Origin of the sequence: Embleya sp. NPDC008237 (assembly GCF_042956465.1) — a bacterium.
Lineage (GTDB): Bacteria > Actinomycetota > Actinomycetes > Streptomycetales > Streptomycetaceae > Embleya.
Genome location: NZ_JBIBGL010000003.1, coordinates 217,358 through 231,983, shown reverse-complemented (window position 1 = coordinate 231,983; position 14,626 = coordinate 217,358). Strand labels below are relative to the sequence as shown.

Here is a 14,626-nt window from a genome sequence, read left to right as displayed (position 1 = left end):
ACGTGAGTACGAAAGACCTGAGCACCTTCACCCATCACGGTGCGCCGTGGGCCGAGTTGTCGTTCTGTGTCGCGGGCACCGGGGTCACCGGCGCGTCCGCGGCCCGGGCGCTGCACGGCCTGGGCGCACGCGTCGTGGCCATCGACGGCTCCGACGACGACAACGCCCGGCGGCGCGCCGAGGAGTTGCGCGCCCTGGGCATCGACGTGCGCCTGGGCGACGACGAGAACCTGCCGGCGCGGGTGGACGTGCTGATCGCCTCACCCGGACTCCGGCCCACCAAGCCGCTGTTCGCCGCCGCGCGTGCGGCCGGCGTGCCGGTGTGGGGTGACGTGGAGCTGGCGTGGCGGCTGCGTCCGCGGGAGAACCCCGCGCCGTGGCTGGCGATCACCGGCACCAACGGCAAGACCACGACCGTGCGCATGCTCGCCTCGATCCTGGAGGCGTCCGGCAAGCGGGTCGCGGCGGCCGGCAACGTGGGCACCCCCGTGGTGGACGCGGTGCTCGCCCGCGACGGGGACGGCGAACCCGCCTACGACGTGCTCGCGTTGGAGTTGTCCAGCTTCCAACTGCACTGGCTGCCGACCTGGGAGGAAAGCCCCAAGGACGACGCCGGCGCGCCGCGGATGCTGGCCGCGGCGGTGCTCAACATCGCGCCGGACCACCTGGACTGGCACGGCTCGCCGGAGGCGTACGCGGCGGACAAGGGCCGGATCTACGGCGGTTGCCAGATCGCCTGCGTGTACAACCTGGCCGACCCGCAGACCGAGCAGCTCGTGCACGAGGCCGAGGTCGAGGAGGGTTGCCGCGCGGTCGGCTTCGGACTCGGCCCGCCGGGGCTGTCGAACTTCGGCGTGGTCGACGACCTGCTCGCCGACCGGGCGTTCGTGCCCGACCGGCACAGCACGGCGGCCGAACTCGCCACGGTGGGCGATGTGAACCCGCCGGCGCCGCACAACGTGGCGAACGCGCTGGCCGCCGCCGCCCTGGCCCGGGCCTACGGCGTGCCGCCGGTGGCGGTGCGCAACGGGCTGCGCGCGTTCCGACCGGACGCGCACCGGATCGCGCACGTGGCCACCGTGGCCGGCGTCGACTACGTGGACGACTCCAAGGCCACCAACGGGCATGCCGCGGCGGCCTCGCTGGCCGCCTACCGCGACATCGTGTGGATCGCGGGCGGCCTGGCCAAGGGCGCCTCGTTCGACGACCTGGTCTCCGGCGCGAAGAACCGGCTGCGCGCAGTGGTGCTGATGGGCGCCGACCGCGCGGTGATCAGGGACGCGCTCGCGCGACACGCCCCCGATGTCCCCGTGGTCGAGGTGGCCGCGACCGACACTGGGGCCATGGAACTGGTCGTGGGCGAGGCGGCGGCGCTGGCGCGGCCCGGGGACACCGTGCTGCTCGCGCCCGCGTGCGCGTCGATGGACATGTACGCCAACTACGGAAAGCGCGGCGACGCCTTCGCCGACGCGGTCCGCGGACTCGACACAGCGGCCGGCTGACCGGGCGAGCGATGGCCGCCGGTCCGCAGACTCGCGAGGCACGCCCCACGCCCACCGCCGACAAGCGGCGGCCGTGGGGCGGTTCGCGGTTGCCCAAACCGCGGCCCGGCGCGTCGCGTCCGGCCGGATCGGCGCGCCGCGAACTGCGCCGTGCGCTGGACAGTCCGCTCACCGCCTACTACCTGCTGCTCGGCTCGGGTCTGCTGCTCACCGTGCTGGGCCTGGTGATGGTGCTGTCCGCGTCGCAGATCACCTCCCGGACGATCTACGGCTCCTTCGACGAGATCTTCACCAAGCAGCTGATCGCGGTCGCGATGGGCTTCCCGCTGATGTGGATCGCGTCACGTCTGCCGCTGCGCTGGTATCGCCGGCTGGCCTACCCGTTCCTGATCGGCTGTGTCGGTGCGCTGTGCCTGGTCCTGGTGCCCGGGCTGGGCATCGAGGTGAACGGCAACCGGAACTGGATCGGTTTCGGCTCGTTCCAGATCCAGCCCTCCGAGTTCGCCAAGCTGGGCCTGGTGTTGTGGGGGGCCGACGTGCTCACCCGCAAGCGCCGGCTGCTCGGCCGATGGCGGCACATGTTCGTCCCGCTGCTGCCCGGTGCGCTGGTGATCCTGTTCTTGGTGCTGCTCGGCGGCGACATGGGCACCGCGATGATCATCACCGTGCTGGTGCTCGCCCTGTTGTGGATCGCCGGTGCGCCGGGCCGGCTGTTCGCCATGGCGATCGCCGTGGTCTCCGTGCTGGCCACCGTGCTGATCGTGCTCAAGCCGCACCGGGCCGCCCGGTTCGCCGGATTCCTCGACCCGTTCTCCGACCCCAACGGCAGCACGCTCCAGGCCGCCCAGGGCATCTACTCGCTCGCCACCGGTGGCTGGTTCGGCAGCGGAATCGGGACGAGCTATGGCAAATGGGGCACTTTGCCCGAGGCGCATACAGACTTCATCTTCGCCGTCATCGGCGAGGAATTGGGTCTCGTGGGGACGCTGTCCGTACTCACCCTCTTCGCGGCCCTAGGCTATGCAGGTATCCGCGTCGCGAGTCGCACGAAAGACCAGTTCGTACGGCTCGCCGCGGGTGGCGCGACCGCGTGGATCATGGCCCAGGTCATGATCAACGTCGGGGCGGTGCTCGGCCTGCTGCCGATCGCCGGAGTGCCGTTGCCATTGGTGTCCTACGGAGGTTCCGCCCTGCTTCCGACCATGTTCGCCGTGGGCATGCTGTTGTCCTTCGCCCGAGGTGAACCAAAGGCCGAGGCGGCGCTCGCCGCACGCGGGCCCGGGGCGGTTCGTCGAGCGTTCGCGCGGATCCTGCCGCGCAGGGATGGGTGAATCAGGTGCATGTCGTCCTTGCCGGCGGAGGAACCGCCGGGCACATCGAGCCCGCTCTGGCATTGGCGGACGCGCTGCGCCGCCAGAACCCCGATGTGGGCATCACGGCGCTCGGCACGGCCAAGGGCCTGGAGACCAAGCTCGTTCCCGCTCGCGGCTACGAACTCGCGTTGATCCCGGCCGTGCCGTTGCCGCGCAAGCCCACGCCCGAACTGATGACCGTCCCCGGGCGACTGCGCGGCACCATCCGCGAGGCCGCGGCCGTGCTGGAGCGCACCAACGCGTCCTGCCTGGTCGGCTTCGGCGGCTACGTCGCGCTGCCGGGCTACCTCGCGGCCAAGCGCCAGGGTGTGCCCACGGTGGTGCACGAGGCCAACGCCCGGCCGGGCCTGGCCAACAAGATCGGCGCCCGCTACACCCGATTCGTCGCGGTGAGCACGCCGGACAGCAAGCTGCGCGGGGCGCGCTACATCGGCATCCCGCTGCGCCGGGCGATCGCCACCCTGGACCGCAACGCGCTGCGCGACGAGGCCCGCGCGATGTTCGGCCTGGACCCGATGCGGCCCACCCTGCTGGTGTTCGGCGGCTCGCAGGGTGCCCGGCGGCTGAACGAGACCCTCGCCGCCACCGCCCAGCAGCTGCTCGCCGAGGGTGTCCAGGTGTTGCACGCGGCCGGGCCCAACAACGAACTCACGATCAGCTCGCCGCCCGGCGGCCCGGCCTACGTCGTGGTGCCCTACCTCGACCGGATGGACCTGGCCTACGCGGCGGCCGACATGGTGCTGTGCCGGGCGGGCGCGATGACCTGCGCCGAGTTGGCCGCGGTCGGCCTGCCCGCGGCCTACGTCCCGCTGCCGATCGGCAACGGCGAGCAACGGCTGAACGCGCAGCCCGTGGTCAAGGCGGGTGGCGGCCTGCTGGTCGACGACGCCGACCTGACCCCGGACTGGATCCGCTCGTCCGTGTTGCCGGTGCTCACCGACGCACGCAAGCTGCACGACATGGGCAAGGCGGCGGCCGAGTTCGGTCGGCGCGACGCCGACGAGGAACTGGTCCGGATGGTCCACGAGGCGATCGCCGCCGCGCGGTTGCCCCAATAGGCGCAGGCCCAGGGAGCGTTCTTGCCCAAGACGAAGGAGCGCGCGCCGGGACGTCCGGCGAAGGCCGGGCGCGGTCCGCGGCGACGCTGGACCAACCTGCGCCCGCTCCTGGTCCTGGTGCTCCTCGTGCTGCTCGCGGTGACCGGATGGGGGATCGTCTACCACTCGCCGCTCCTGGACACCCGAACGGTGGCCGTCGGCGGGTCGGGCACGCTGCCCCGGGATCAGGTCGCCCGGGTCGCGGCGGTGCCCGTCGGTGAGCCGTTGGCCGGGATCGACCTCGACGCGATCCGGGCCCGAGTGGCCGCGATCCCGCGCGTGGCCTCGGTCCGGGTCGAGCGGGATTGGCCGCACACCGTGCGGATCTCGGTGCGCGAACGGGTGACCGCGCTGGTCGTGCCGGACGCGGGCCGCTACGCGGAGATCGACAAGGACGGCGTACGGTTCGGTACGGTGGACGCCGCACCGGCGGGCGTGCCGGTCGTCAAGGCCGACGCCGACACGGTGAGTCGGGAAACGCTACGGGGGGTGGTTCAGGTGGTAGCGGCATTGCCACCGCCGGTCGCCCAACGTGTACGGGACATCACCGCACGAACGCGCGACGACATCGTGCTCGTGCTCGACAAGGGCGAGACCGTGTTGTGGGGTGGGGCGGAGGCGTCCGACCGCAAGGCACTCGTGCTCGCGGCGCTGTTGCCGCGACCGGCGAAGTTCTACGACGTCAGCGCGCCCGACGCGCCGGTGACCCGAACCCAGCCGTTCCCCTCGGTCGCGCCGCCGGCGCCCGCCCAGTCGTTACCACCGGTCGCACCCGCCGCGGCGGTTTCGACCCCGACCACGCCGTGACAGGGAGCGGAAGCACCCCGCCACTGCGATAAAACAATAGGGACAGGTTCGGCGTGTTCGTTGAACCGTGTCCGATGGGGACCTAGTGTCGGCCTAGCCCCAGGTTGACAAAGCAGTAATCCGCACCGTTCGCATCGGCGGCGTTCGATGCGAATCGGTGTAACTCTATACCTGAGGGTGAGGGTTTTGGTGGCTCGCGGAAATCGCGTCCCGACCTCCCCAAGTCGGCAAATGTCGGCATGCCGGAACCACGGCACGCCGACCGGAACTCGAGGCGAGAGGCCTTCGACGTGGCAGCACCCCAGAACTACCTCGCAGTCATCAAGGTGGTCGGTATCGGCGGTGGCGGTGTCAACGCCATCAACCGGATGATCGAGGTCGGTCTCAAGGGCGTCGAGTTCATCGCGATCAACACCGACGCCCAAGCCCTCCTCATGAGCGATGCCGACGTCAAGCTCGACGTCGGCCGGGAATTGACCCGCGGCCTCGGCGCCGGCGCGAACCCCGACGTCGGCCGCAAGGCCGCCGAAGACCACCGCGAGGAGATCGAGGAGGTCCTCAAGGGGGCCGACATGGTCTTCGTCACGGCGGGCGAGGGCGGCGGCACCGGTACCGGTGGCGCCCCCGTGGTGGCCAACATCGCCCGCTCGCTCGGCGCGCTCACCATCGGCGTGGTCACGCGCCCGTTCACCTTCGAGGGACGGCGCCGCGCGAACCAGGCCGAGGACGGCATCGCGCAGCTGCGCGACGAGGTCGACACCCTGATCGTCATCCCCAACGACCGACTGCTCTCCATCTCCGACCGGCAGGTCAGCGTCCTGGACGCGTTCCGCTCGGCCGACCAGGTGCTGCTGTCCGGTGTGCAGGGCATCACCGATCTGATCACCACCCCCGGCCTGATCAACCTGGACTTCGCCGACGTCAAGTCGGTGATGTCCGAGGCCGGTTCGGCGCTGATGGGCATCGGTTCGGCGCGCGGCGACGACCGGGCGGTGGCGGCGGCCGAGATGGCCATCTCCAGCCCGCTGCTGGAGGCGTCCATCGACGGCGCCCGCGGCGTGCTGCTCTCCATCTCCGGCGGCTCCGACCTCGGCCTGTTCGAGATCAACGAGGCCGCGCAGCTGGTCAGCGAGGCCGCGCACCCCGAGGCGAACATCATCTTCGGCGCGGTCATCGACGACGCGCTCGGCGACGAGGTGCGGGTCACCGTGATCGCGGCCGGCTTCGACGGCGGCCAGCCGCCGTCCAAGAGCGAGTTGGGCAAGCCCGCGACCACGACCGCGGCCTCGCGGCCGGAGCCGGTGGGGCGGCCGACCCAGAACCAGGGTCCCGGTGTGCTGCACGAGCCCACTCCGCAGCCGACCACGTACCCGGCGCCGACCACTCCGAGCCCGCGCGCGCCGTTGGTGCCGGAGCCGATCAAGGACGACCTGGATCTCGACATCCCGCCGTTCATGAAGTCGTAGCATTCGCGGCAATATCCGCGAACGGCACGACAACGCAGAAAATCGACACAAGGGGTGGGTCCGACGTGTTCACGCGAAGGGCCGCTTCCGGCGGCGCCCGTTTCGCCTTCACCGACCGGTGGGGCGGCACGGGCGCCGCGCCGTATGACGAGTTGAACCTCGGCGACCACGTGGGCGACGACCCGCGCGTGGTCGCCGCGAACCGCGCACGCACCGCCCGGGCGCTGGGCCTGTCACCCGAACGGGTGGTGTGGATGAACCAGGTGCACGGCAACACGGTCACCGTCGTCGACGCCGCGTCCGCCGAGCCGTTGCCCGCCACCGATGCCCTGGTCACCGCGACCGCGGGGCTGGCGCTCGCGGTTCTGGTCGCCGACTGCACTCCGGTCCTGCTCGCCGATCCGCAGGCCGGCGTGGTGGCCGCCGCGCACGCGGGCCGCCCGGGCCTGGCCGCGGGGGTCGTGCCGGCCGCCGTGCGGGCGATGTGCGAGCTCGGCGCCGATCCGGCCCGGATCGTGGCCCGGACCGGGCCGGCCGTCTGTGGCGCCTGCTACGAGGTTCCCGAGGCGATGTGCGAGGAAGTGTCCGCAGTTGTCCCGGCGGCCCGCGCACGCACCCGCGAGGGCACTCCAGGGCTCGATATCCCGGCCGGCGTGTGGGCGCAACTCGCCGCGCAGGGGGTTGCGTCGGGTGAGAAATCGCACATCTGCACGCGCGAGTCGAGCGACCATTTCTCCTATCGCCGGGACCGGAGCACGGGTCGGATCGCCGGCTACGTGTGGCTCGCCGAGGGCTGACCCCGCTCGGGCGTGTCCGGTCCCCGTCGGCGACGATGGACGGATGGAAACGCACGCTCAGCCGACCGCAGATGGTGCCCGTCGAGGTGCCGAACTCGCCGCCAACCTGGCCGCCGTCGAGGGCCGGATCGCCGCCGCGTGCGCGAGCGCCGGCCGCCCGCGCGCGGACGTCACCCTCGTGGTGGTGACCAAGACGCACCCGGCGAGCGACGTGCGACTGCTCGCCGGACTCGGTGTCCGCGACGTCGGCGAGAACCGCGACCAGGAGGCCGCGCCCAAGGCGAGGGCCACCGAGGACCTCGACCTCACCTGGCACTACGTCGGCCAACTGCAGACCAACAAGGCCAAATCGGTGGCGGGTTACGCCGATGTGGTGCATTCGCTCGACCGGGTCAGGCTCGCCCGTTCGTTGTCCGCCGCGGCCGAGCGGCAACAACGCACGATCACCGCGCTGTTGCAGGTCAGCCTGGACGAAGACCCGGCTCGCGGCGGGGTGTCCGCGGCCGACCTGGCCGAACTCGCCGACGTGGTGGCCGGTGCGCCGAACCTGATCCTCGGCGGTGTGATGGCGGTGGCCCCGCTCGGCGTCGAACCCGCTCGGGCGTTCGCCGGGTTGCGAGAAATCGCAACCCGCCTACGCGAAGCCCATCCGACTGCAAACATGGTTTCCGCGGGGATGAGCAACGACCTCGAAGCGGCCATCGAGGCCGGGGCGACACATGTACGCATCGGTACTGCGGTGCTCGGAGTCCGGCCTTCCCTCCGGTAGCGTCGCCGTGAAGTGGATCGCACGACCCACGGTGACCTCAGCCGATCCACCGTGAGACCGGAGGAAGCGGAACATGGCCGGCGCAATGCGCAAGATGGCGGTCTACCTCGGCCTCGTGGAGGACGATGTCTACGAGTATGACGATTACGATGAGGACGACATCGGCCAGGACGGCCGCGACCGGGTCGAGCGCACCGATCGTCGCGAGGAGCGGCGGGACGAGCGTCGTGAGGAGCCACGTGAAGTACGCGAGCCGCGTGGGGAATCGCGGGAACGTCGCGAGGATCTCGTTCGTGGAGCTACTGCCCTTCGCGAAGCGGGGGCCCTTCGCGACGAAGGCCGCCTTGAAGAACACCGCGCAACAGTGTCCGCCATGCCCGAACGCCGTCCCGAGAGCAGCACACCGGTGACCGTACACAAAGTCGTCAGCGAACGTGAGCCCTACCGCATCACGACGCTGCACCCGCGTACCTACAACGAAGCCCGCACGATCGGCGAGCACTTTCGCGAGAGCACGCCCGTGATCATGAACCTGACGGAAATGGAGGACACCGACGCCAAGCGCCTGGTGGACTTCGCCGCGGGTCTCGTGTTCGGCCTGCACGGCAGCATCGAGCGGGTCACCCAAAAAGTCTTCCTCCTGTCGCCTGCTAACGTCGATGTGACAGCCGAGGACAAGGCCCGCATCGCAGAGGGCGGGTTCTTCAATCAGAGCTGAGGTGTGCGAAAACTGAGGCTAGGTGCGGTCCTGACCAGAGGGACGGCACACGAGGGGGCAGGTAAATGAGCATCGCGCTGGAGATCATCCGCATCGTGCTCTACTGCTTTTTGATCGTGTTGTTCTTCCGCTTGGTGATGGACTACGTGTTCCAGTTCGCGCGGTCGTACGAGCCGCGCGGGGCCATGGTGGTATTGCTGGAGGCCACGTACTCCATCACCGATCCACCGTTGAAGTTGCTGCGCAGGTTCATTCCTCCGCTGCGCCTCGGGGGTGTAGCACTCGACCTGTCCTTCTTCGTACTGATGATCATCGTCTACATCCTGATCTCCGTCGTGGGCAGGCTGTAAGCGGTACCGTCTGTCCGATGCCGACGATCACGCTGAGGTGAAGAGATGCCGTTGACCCCCGAAGACGTGCGTAACAAGCAGTTCACGACCGTCCGTCTCCGTGAGGGCTATGACGAGGACGAGGTCGATGCGTTCCTCGATGAGGTCGAGGGCGAACTGACCCGACTTCTCCGGGAAAACGAGGACCTGCGAGCGAAACTCGCGGCGGCGACCCGTGCCGCCGCGCAGAGTCAGCAGCAGGCTCAGCAGCGCAAGGAGCGCGAACGCCCCGACGCACCCGTCCCGGCAGCCATATCCGGGCCGACCCCGGTTCCTCCGCCGCCCCAGATGGGTGGGCCGCAGGGGATGCAGGGCGGCCAGCACCAGATGCAGGGCGGCCCGCAGCAGCTCGGTCCCGGTGGACCGCAGCAGCACCCCATGGGGGGACCGCAGCAGCTTGGTCCGGGCATGAGCGGTCAGCACCAGCTCCAGGGCCCGCCGCAGCACCAGCTGCAGGGTGGCCCCGGCATGAGCGGTCAGCACCAGCTGCCCGGTCAGCAGCAGCACCAGCTGCAGGGCGGTCAGCACCAGATGCAGGGCGGCCCCGGGATGGGCAACCCCGGCATGAGCGGTCAGCACCAGCTCCAGGGCCCGCCGCAGCACCAACAACAGCTTCAGCAGCACCAGTTGCAGGGCGGCCCGCCGCAGCTCGGTCCGGGCGGACCGCAGCAGCAGATGGGCAACCCCGGTGGCGACAGCGCCGCTCGGGTGCTCGCGCTGGCGCAGCAGACGGCGGACCAGGCGATCGCCGAGGCCCGCTCCGAGGCGAACAAGATAGTGGGCGAGGCGCGCACCCGCGCCGAGGGCATGGAGCGCGACGCGCGCTCCAAGGCGGACGCCCTCGAGCGGGACGCGCAGGAGAAGCACCGCGTTGCGATGGGCTCGCTCGAAAGTGCCCGCGCCACGCTCGAGCGCAAGGTCGACGACCTGCGTGCGTTCGAGCGGGAGTACCGCACGCGCCTGAAGTCGTACCTGGAGAGCCAGCTGCGCCAGCTGGAGTCGCAGGCCGACGACTCGCTCGCACCGCCGCGTACGCCGGCCACGGCCTCGTTGCCGCCGGCCATGTCGTCCGCGCCGGTACCGATGTCGCAGTCGATGTCGCAGCCGTCGTCGATGTCGCCCGCGATGACGCCGTCGATCGGGCAGCAGATGAGCCCGGCGATGACGCAGCAGATGTCGCCGGTGCGTCCGCAGGCGCCGCAGCCGCAGCAGATGCAGCAGCCCTCGCCGATGCGCGGGTTCCTGATCGACGAGGACCCCGACAACTGACCGGCCACTGAGCGTCGGTCGGCACATCCGAGAAGCGCCCGCCCCCTTCGGGGGGACGGGCGCTTCTCGGGTTTCCGGGCAATTCGGGGTGATTCTTGGCGAATCGGGCAAGTCGGGGGACTCGGGCGGGACGGCCGAGACCGTCCCGCCCGCCGACTCACACCTTGCGCAGCCAGAACCGCAGGCCGAGCGCCGGGTCGCCGTGCTCGAACAACTCCTCGTCCTCCGGCGCGCCCTGGGTGAACTGCGTGGCCAACACCTCGTCGGCGACCTGCACGCCGTGCGCGAGCAGCGCCGACGTGGTCTCCTCCGACTCGTCCGCGGCCCACCACACCAGGATCCGGTCGGACACCTCCAGGCCGCTGTTCTTGCGCGCCTCCTGGATCAGCCGGACCACGTCGCGGGCCAGGCCCGCGAGCCGCAGTTCGGGTGTGATGGTCAGGTCGAGCGCGACGGTGGCGCCGTCCTGGCCGGCCACCGTCCAGCCCTCGCGCGGGGTCTCGGTGACGATGACCTCCTCGGCCGCCACCTCGACCTCCTCGCCCTCGACCACGACCACCGCGGTGCCCGACTCGCGCAGCGCGGCGGACAGCGCCGACGCGTCGGCGGCGGCGATCGCCGCGGCCACGATCGGGGTGCGCTTGGCGAACCGCTTGCCCAGCGCCCGGAAGTTGCCCTTCGCGCTGTACTCGACCAGGTCGCCGCCCGCCTCGGACAGCGCCGCGACGGAGACCACGTTGAGCTCCTCGGCGATCTGCTCGCGCAGTTCCCCGGACAGCTCGTCCCAGCCCGCCGCGCCGATCAGCGCACGGCCCAGCGGCTGCCGGGTCTTGACCCCGGAGTCGGCGCGGGTGGCCCGGCCCAACTCCACCAGGCGCCGCACCAGCGTCATCTGCCGGCCCAACTCCGGGTGCACCAGCGCCGGATCCGCCGTCGGCCACGCGGCCATGTGCACCGACTCGGGCGCGTCGGCGGTGACCGGGCGGACCACGTCCTGCCAGACCCGCTCGGTGATGAACGGCACCAGCGGCGCCATCAACCGGGTGACCGTCTCCAGCGCCTCGTGCAGCGTGGCCAGGGCGGCCGGCTCCGCGTTCCAGAACCGCCGCCGGGACCGGCGCACGTACCAGTTCGACAGGTCGTCCACGAACGCGGTGAGCGCCTTGCCCGCGCGTTGCGTGTCGTAGGCCTCCAGGGCCGCGTCCACGTCGCCCACGAGGGTGTTCAGCTCGGACAACAACCACCGGTCGAGCAGCGGGCGCTCGGCCGGGGCCGGGTCGCTCGCGCTCGGCGTCCAGCCGCCGGTGCGCGCATACAGGGCCTGGAAGCTGACCGTGTTCCAGTAGGTCAGCAGGGTCTTGCGGACCACCTCCTGGATGGTGCCGTGCCCGACCCGGCGGGCCGACCAGGGCGAGCCGCCCGCGGCCATGAACCAGCGCACCGCGTCCGCGCCGTGCCGGTCCATCAGCGGGATGGGCTCCAGGGTGTTGCCCAGATGCTTGGACATCTTCCGGCCGTCCTCGGCCAGGATGTGCCCCAGGCACACCACGTTCTCGTAGGACGACTTGTCGAAGACCAGCGTGCCGACCGCCATCAGCGTGTAGAACCAGCCGCGGGTCTGGTCGATCGCCTCGGAGATGAACTGCGCCGGATAGGACTGCTCGAACAGCTCGCGGTTGCGGTACGGGTAGCCGAACTGGGCGAACGGCATCGAACCCGAGTCGTACCAGGCGTCGATCACCTCGGGCACCCGGGTGGCCCGTCCGCCGCACGCCGTGCCGTCGCCGGCCTTGGCCGGGCAGTCGAAGACCACCTCGTCGATGAACGGCCGGTGCGGGTCCAGCCCGGACAGGTCGCGTCCGGTCAGTTCGGACAATTCGCCCAGCGAGCCGACGCAGGTGAGGTGATTCTCGTCGCAGCGCCAGATCGGCAGCGGCGTGCCCCAGTAGCGGTTCCGGGACAGCGCCCAGTCGATGTTGTTGTTCAGCCAGTCGCCGTAGCGGCCCCACTTGACCGTCTCCGGGTGCCAGTTGGTCCGCTCGTTCTCGCGCAGCAGCGCGTCCTTGACCGCGGTGGTGCGGATGTACCAGGACGGCTGCGCGTAGTAGAGCAGCGCGGTGTGGCAGCGCCAGCAGTGCGGATAGCTGTGCTCGTACTCCAGATGCCGGAACAGCAGCCCGCGCTCGCGCAGGTCCGCGACCAGCGCCTCGTCGGCCTTCTTGAAGAACTGCCCGCCCACCAGCGGCAGCTCCGGCTCGAAGGTGCCGTCCGGGCGGACCGGATTGACCACCGGCAGGCCGTACGCCCGACAGGTCTTGAGGTCGTCCTCACCGAAGGCGGGCGCCTGGTGCACGACACCCGAGCCGTCCTCGGTGGTGACGTAGTCCGCGAGCACGACGAAGTTCGCGTCCTCCAGCGGCAGCAGGTCGAACGGGCGCCGGTAGGCCCAGCGTTCCATCTCCCGGCCGGTGAACCGCTCGCCGGTGGCCACCCAGCCCTCGCCGAGTGCCTTGCCCACCAGCGGCTCGGCGACCACCAGGCGCTCCTCGCCGTCGGTGGCCACCACGTAGGTCACGTCCGGGTGCACCGCGGCGGCGGTGTTGGAGACCAGCGTCCACGGCGTGGTGGTCCACACCAGCAACGCGGCCTGCCCGGCCAGCGGCCCGGAGGTGAGTGGGAAGCGCACGTAGACCGAGGGGTCGACGACCGTCTCGTAGCCCTGGGCGAGTTCGTGGTCGGACAGCCCGGTGCCGCAGCGCGGACACCACGGCGCGACCCGGTAATCCTGGGTCAGCAGCCCCTTGTCGAAGATCTGCTTGAGCGACCACCACACCGACTCGACGTACTCGGGATCCATCGTCCGGTACGCCTTGGACAGGTCGACCCAGTAGCCCATCCGGGTGGTCAGGTCCTCGAAGGCGCCCACGTGGGTCATCACCGACTCGCGGCACTTCGCGTTGAACTCGGCGATCCCGTACCGCTCGATGTCCGACTTGCCGGCGAAGCCGAGCTGCTTCTCGACGGCCAGTTCGACCGGCAGGCCGTGGCAGTCCCACCCGGCCTTGCGCGGCACGTTGTACCCGCGCATGGTGCGGTAGCGCGGGAACACGTCCTTGAACACGCGGGCTTCGATGTGGTGCGCGCCCGGCATGCCGTTGGCGGTCGGTGGGCCCTCGTAGAAGACCCAGCGCGGGCCGTCGGCATTGCGTTCGAGGGAGCGCTCGAAGATGTCGTTGTCCCGCCAGAACGCGAGGACCTCGTGCTCCATGGCGGGCAGGTCGACCTGCGCCGGTACCGGGCGGTACATGTGGCTTCCTTCCGCGGGCTGTGATGCGTGCCTACCGAAGGGACGAGACCGCCGTGTGCCGGCCCCGCGGTACCACCCTTCTTGGCCGCGCCGCCCGGTACGGCAACCGTGCCGGGGCGGGCACAACCCACTCGTATGTGCGAGGGCCGGTTCTACGGGTCGATCCGGGATCGCATCGACCTTTCCTCCGGCAGCTCCGGGGTGATCTTCACGGCGCGCACACCTCCGGGCTCACACCGTCCCCGGATCGCTGATGGCTGCGTGCGTCGCTACTCGTCCCCATCGACACCGTCTCGCTCTGCGGATTGTACGACCCGAACGGGTCCGTGCGCCGCCGAGTCGATCCGCCACCAAGTGCATAACGATCCGCTCGGGAACCGGTAACGAACGGGACACGTAGAAGAGGGATAAGCGTGGTTGCGTCTGGGCACAACCGATTTACGTCGCCGCCCCGGCGCAATCAGTGACGGGACGGCGCGTCCGGTTGTCCGGGGCGACCCATCCCTAAGCGAAACAAGGGGGCCGTGACCATGACGGATACAGAGAAGGCCAGTGGCGGGCGGACGCGACGTGCGACCGCGACGACGACGCCGCGAGCCTCGGTACGGGGAGGAACGGGACGCACCGTGAAGGCACCTGCACACGTGACTGCCGCGACCGCCACGACGCTGGCCACACCGCCCGACGGCTTCCATGCGCCGGCGGTCTACATCGTCCGGCCCGGTGAGGATCCGTGGGACGACGCGGAATTGCGCGAGGTGCGGGAGGGGCTGATCGAGACCGCGCACGAATTGCGGGCCGAGATCGCCGTCTCCGAGAACGGCATCGCCGATCTGCTGCGCGATTCGGGGGAGGGCGCGGGCGACGATCAGGCGGACACGGGGACCAAGAACTTCGAGCGCGAGCACGAGATGTCCCTGACCAACAACGCGCGTGGCATGCTGCTCCAGTCGGAGAAGGCGCTGCGTCGTCTCGCCGACGGCACGTACGGGGCCTGCGAGTCGTGTGGTTCGGCCATCGGCAAGGCGCGCCTGCAGGCGTTCCCGCGTGCGACCCTGTGTGTGACCTGCAAACAGCGCGAGGAACGCCGGTAACCGTCGAGGCGGCCGGCGGCGCGTCGAAGGACTGGAGC

The 14,626-nt window shown here is 70.5% G+C and carries 12 protein-coding genes; 11 read left to right on the top strand and 1 reads right to left on the bottom strand.

What is annotated here, in order from left to right; genetic code table 11:
- Positions 1 to 2: 2 nt before the first annotated feature.
- From murD to ACFZBU_RS07955, 10 genes are all read left to right on the top strand, one after another.
- Positions 3 to 1,502, top strand: a complete 1,500-nt coding sequence (gene murD, locus ACFZBU_RS08000; RefSeq protein ID WP_391582634.1) for a UDP-N-acetylmuramoyl-L-alanine--D-glutamate ligase — start codon at positions 3 to 5, stop codon at positions 1,500 to 1,502.
- Positions 1,503 to 1,513: 11 nt separating this feature from the next.
- Complete coding sequence (gene ftsW / locus ACFZBU_RS07995) at positions 1,514 to 2,833, top strand: putative lipid II flippase FtsW (RefSeq protein WP_391582633.1); 1,320 nt, start codon at positions 1,514 to 1,516, stop codon at positions 2,831 to 2,833.
- A 5-nt stretch (positions 2,834 to 2,838) separates the two neighbouring features.
- A complete protein-coding gene (murG, locus tag ACFZBU_RS07990) occupies positions 2,839 to 3,933 on the top strand; it encodes an undecaprenyldiphospho-muramoylpentapeptide beta-N-acetylglucosaminyltransferase (RefSeq protein ID WP_391583068.1) in 1,095 nt (364 codons plus the stop codon).
- A gap of 21 nt (positions 3,934 to 3,954) precedes the next feature.
- Positions 3,955 to 4,779, top strand: coding sequence for a cell division protein FtsQ/DivIB (locus ACFZBU_RS07985; RefSeq protein ID WP_391582632.1), 825 nt, complete (start codon positions 3,955 to 3,957; stop codon positions 4,777 to 4,779).
- Positions 4,780 to 5,069: 290 nt separating this feature from the next.
- Positions 5,070 to 6,245: a cell division protein FtsZ gene (gene ftsZ, locus ACFZBU_RS07980; RefSeq protein WP_391582631.1), complete on the top strand. Its 1,176-nt coding sequence runs from the start codon at positions 5,070 to 5,072 to the stop codon at positions 6,243 to 6,245.
- A 65-nt stretch (positions 6,246 to 6,310) separates the two neighbouring features.
- The gene (gene pgeF, locus ACFZBU_RS07975) at positions 6,311 to 7,042 is read left to right on the top strand and encodes a peptidoglycan editing factor PgeF (protein WP_391582630.1); all 732 of its coding nucleotides are present in this window, start codon (positions 6,311 to 6,313) and stop codon (positions 7,040 to 7,042) included.
- Positions 7,043 to 7,085: 43 nt separating this feature from the next.
- Positions 7,086 to 7,811: a YggS family pyridoxal phosphate-dependent enzyme gene (locus tag ACFZBU_RS07970; RefSeq protein ID WP_391582629.1), complete on the top strand. Its 726-nt coding sequence runs from the start codon at positions 7,086 to 7,088 to the stop codon at positions 7,809 to 7,811.
- Between the two features lie 73 nt (positions 7,812 to 7,884).
- Complete coding sequence (locus tag ACFZBU_RS07965; RefSeq protein WP_026218733.1) at positions 7,885 to 8,529, top strand: cell division protein SepF; 645 nt, start codon at positions 7,885 to 7,887, stop codon at positions 8,527 to 8,529.
- 65 nt (positions 8,530 to 8,594) lie between these two features.
- Positions 8,595 to 8,879, top strand: a complete 285-nt coding sequence (locus tag ACFZBU_RS07960) for a YggT family protein (RefSeq protein ID WP_020552920.1) — start codon at positions 8,595 to 8,597, stop codon at positions 8,877 to 8,879.
- Between the two features lie 45 nt (positions 8,880 to 8,924).
- Positions 8,925 to 10,187 (top strand): DivIVA domain-containing protein, encoded by a 1,263-nt coding sequence (locus ACFZBU_RS07955; protein WP_391582628.1) that lies wholly within the window; start codon positions 8,925 to 8,927, stop codon positions 10,185 to 10,187.
- 157 nt (positions 10,188 to 10,344) lie between these two features.
- On the opposite strand, the gene ileS is transcribed toward ACFZBU_RS07955, so the two are convergent.
- A complete protein-coding gene (gene ileS, locus ACFZBU_RS07950; protein ID WP_391582627.1) occupies positions 10,345 to 13,494 on the bottom strand; it encodes an isoleucine--tRNA ligase in 3,150 nt (1,049 codons plus the stop codon).
- Positions 13,495 to 14,138: 644 nt separating this feature from the next.
- On the opposite strand from ileS, the gene ACFZBU_RS07945 reads away from it, so the two are divergent.
- On the top strand, positions 14,139 to 14,588 hold the full coding sequence (locus ACFZBU_RS07945) for a TraR/DksA family transcriptional regulator (protein WP_391582626.1): 450 nt from the start codon (positions 14,139 to 14,141) through the stop codon (positions 14,586 to 14,588).
- Positions 14,589 to 14,626: the final 38 nt, after the last annotated feature.

What these genes read in the sequence shown, in the direction of transcription:
- ftsW (WP_391582633.1), top strand. Translation starts at nt 1,514, where the DNA reads ATGGCCGCCGGTCCGCAGACTCGCGAGGCACGCCCCACGCCCACCGCC.
- ACFZBU_RS07970 (WP_391582629.1), top strand. Translation starts at nt 7,086, where the DNA reads ATGGAAACGCACGCTCAGCCGACCGCAGATGGTGCCCGTCGAGGTGCC.
- ACFZBU_RS07965 (WP_026218733.1), top strand. Translation starts at nt 7,885, where the DNA reads ATGGCCGGCGCAATGCGCAAGATGGCGGTCTACCTCGGCCTCGTGGAG.
- ACFZBU_RS07960 (WP_020552920.1), top strand. Translation starts at nt 8,595, where the DNA reads ATGAGCATCGCGCTGGAGATCATCCGCATCGTGCTCTACTGCTTTTTG.
- ACFZBU_RS07955 (WP_391582628.1), top strand. Translation starts at nt 8,925, where the DNA reads ATGCCGTTGACCCCCGAAGACGTGCGTAACAAGCAGTTCACGACCGTC.
- ileS (WP_391582627.1), bottom strand. Translation starts at nt 13,494, where the DNA reads ATGTACCGCCCGGTACCGGCGCAGGTCGACCTGCCCGCCATGGAGCAC.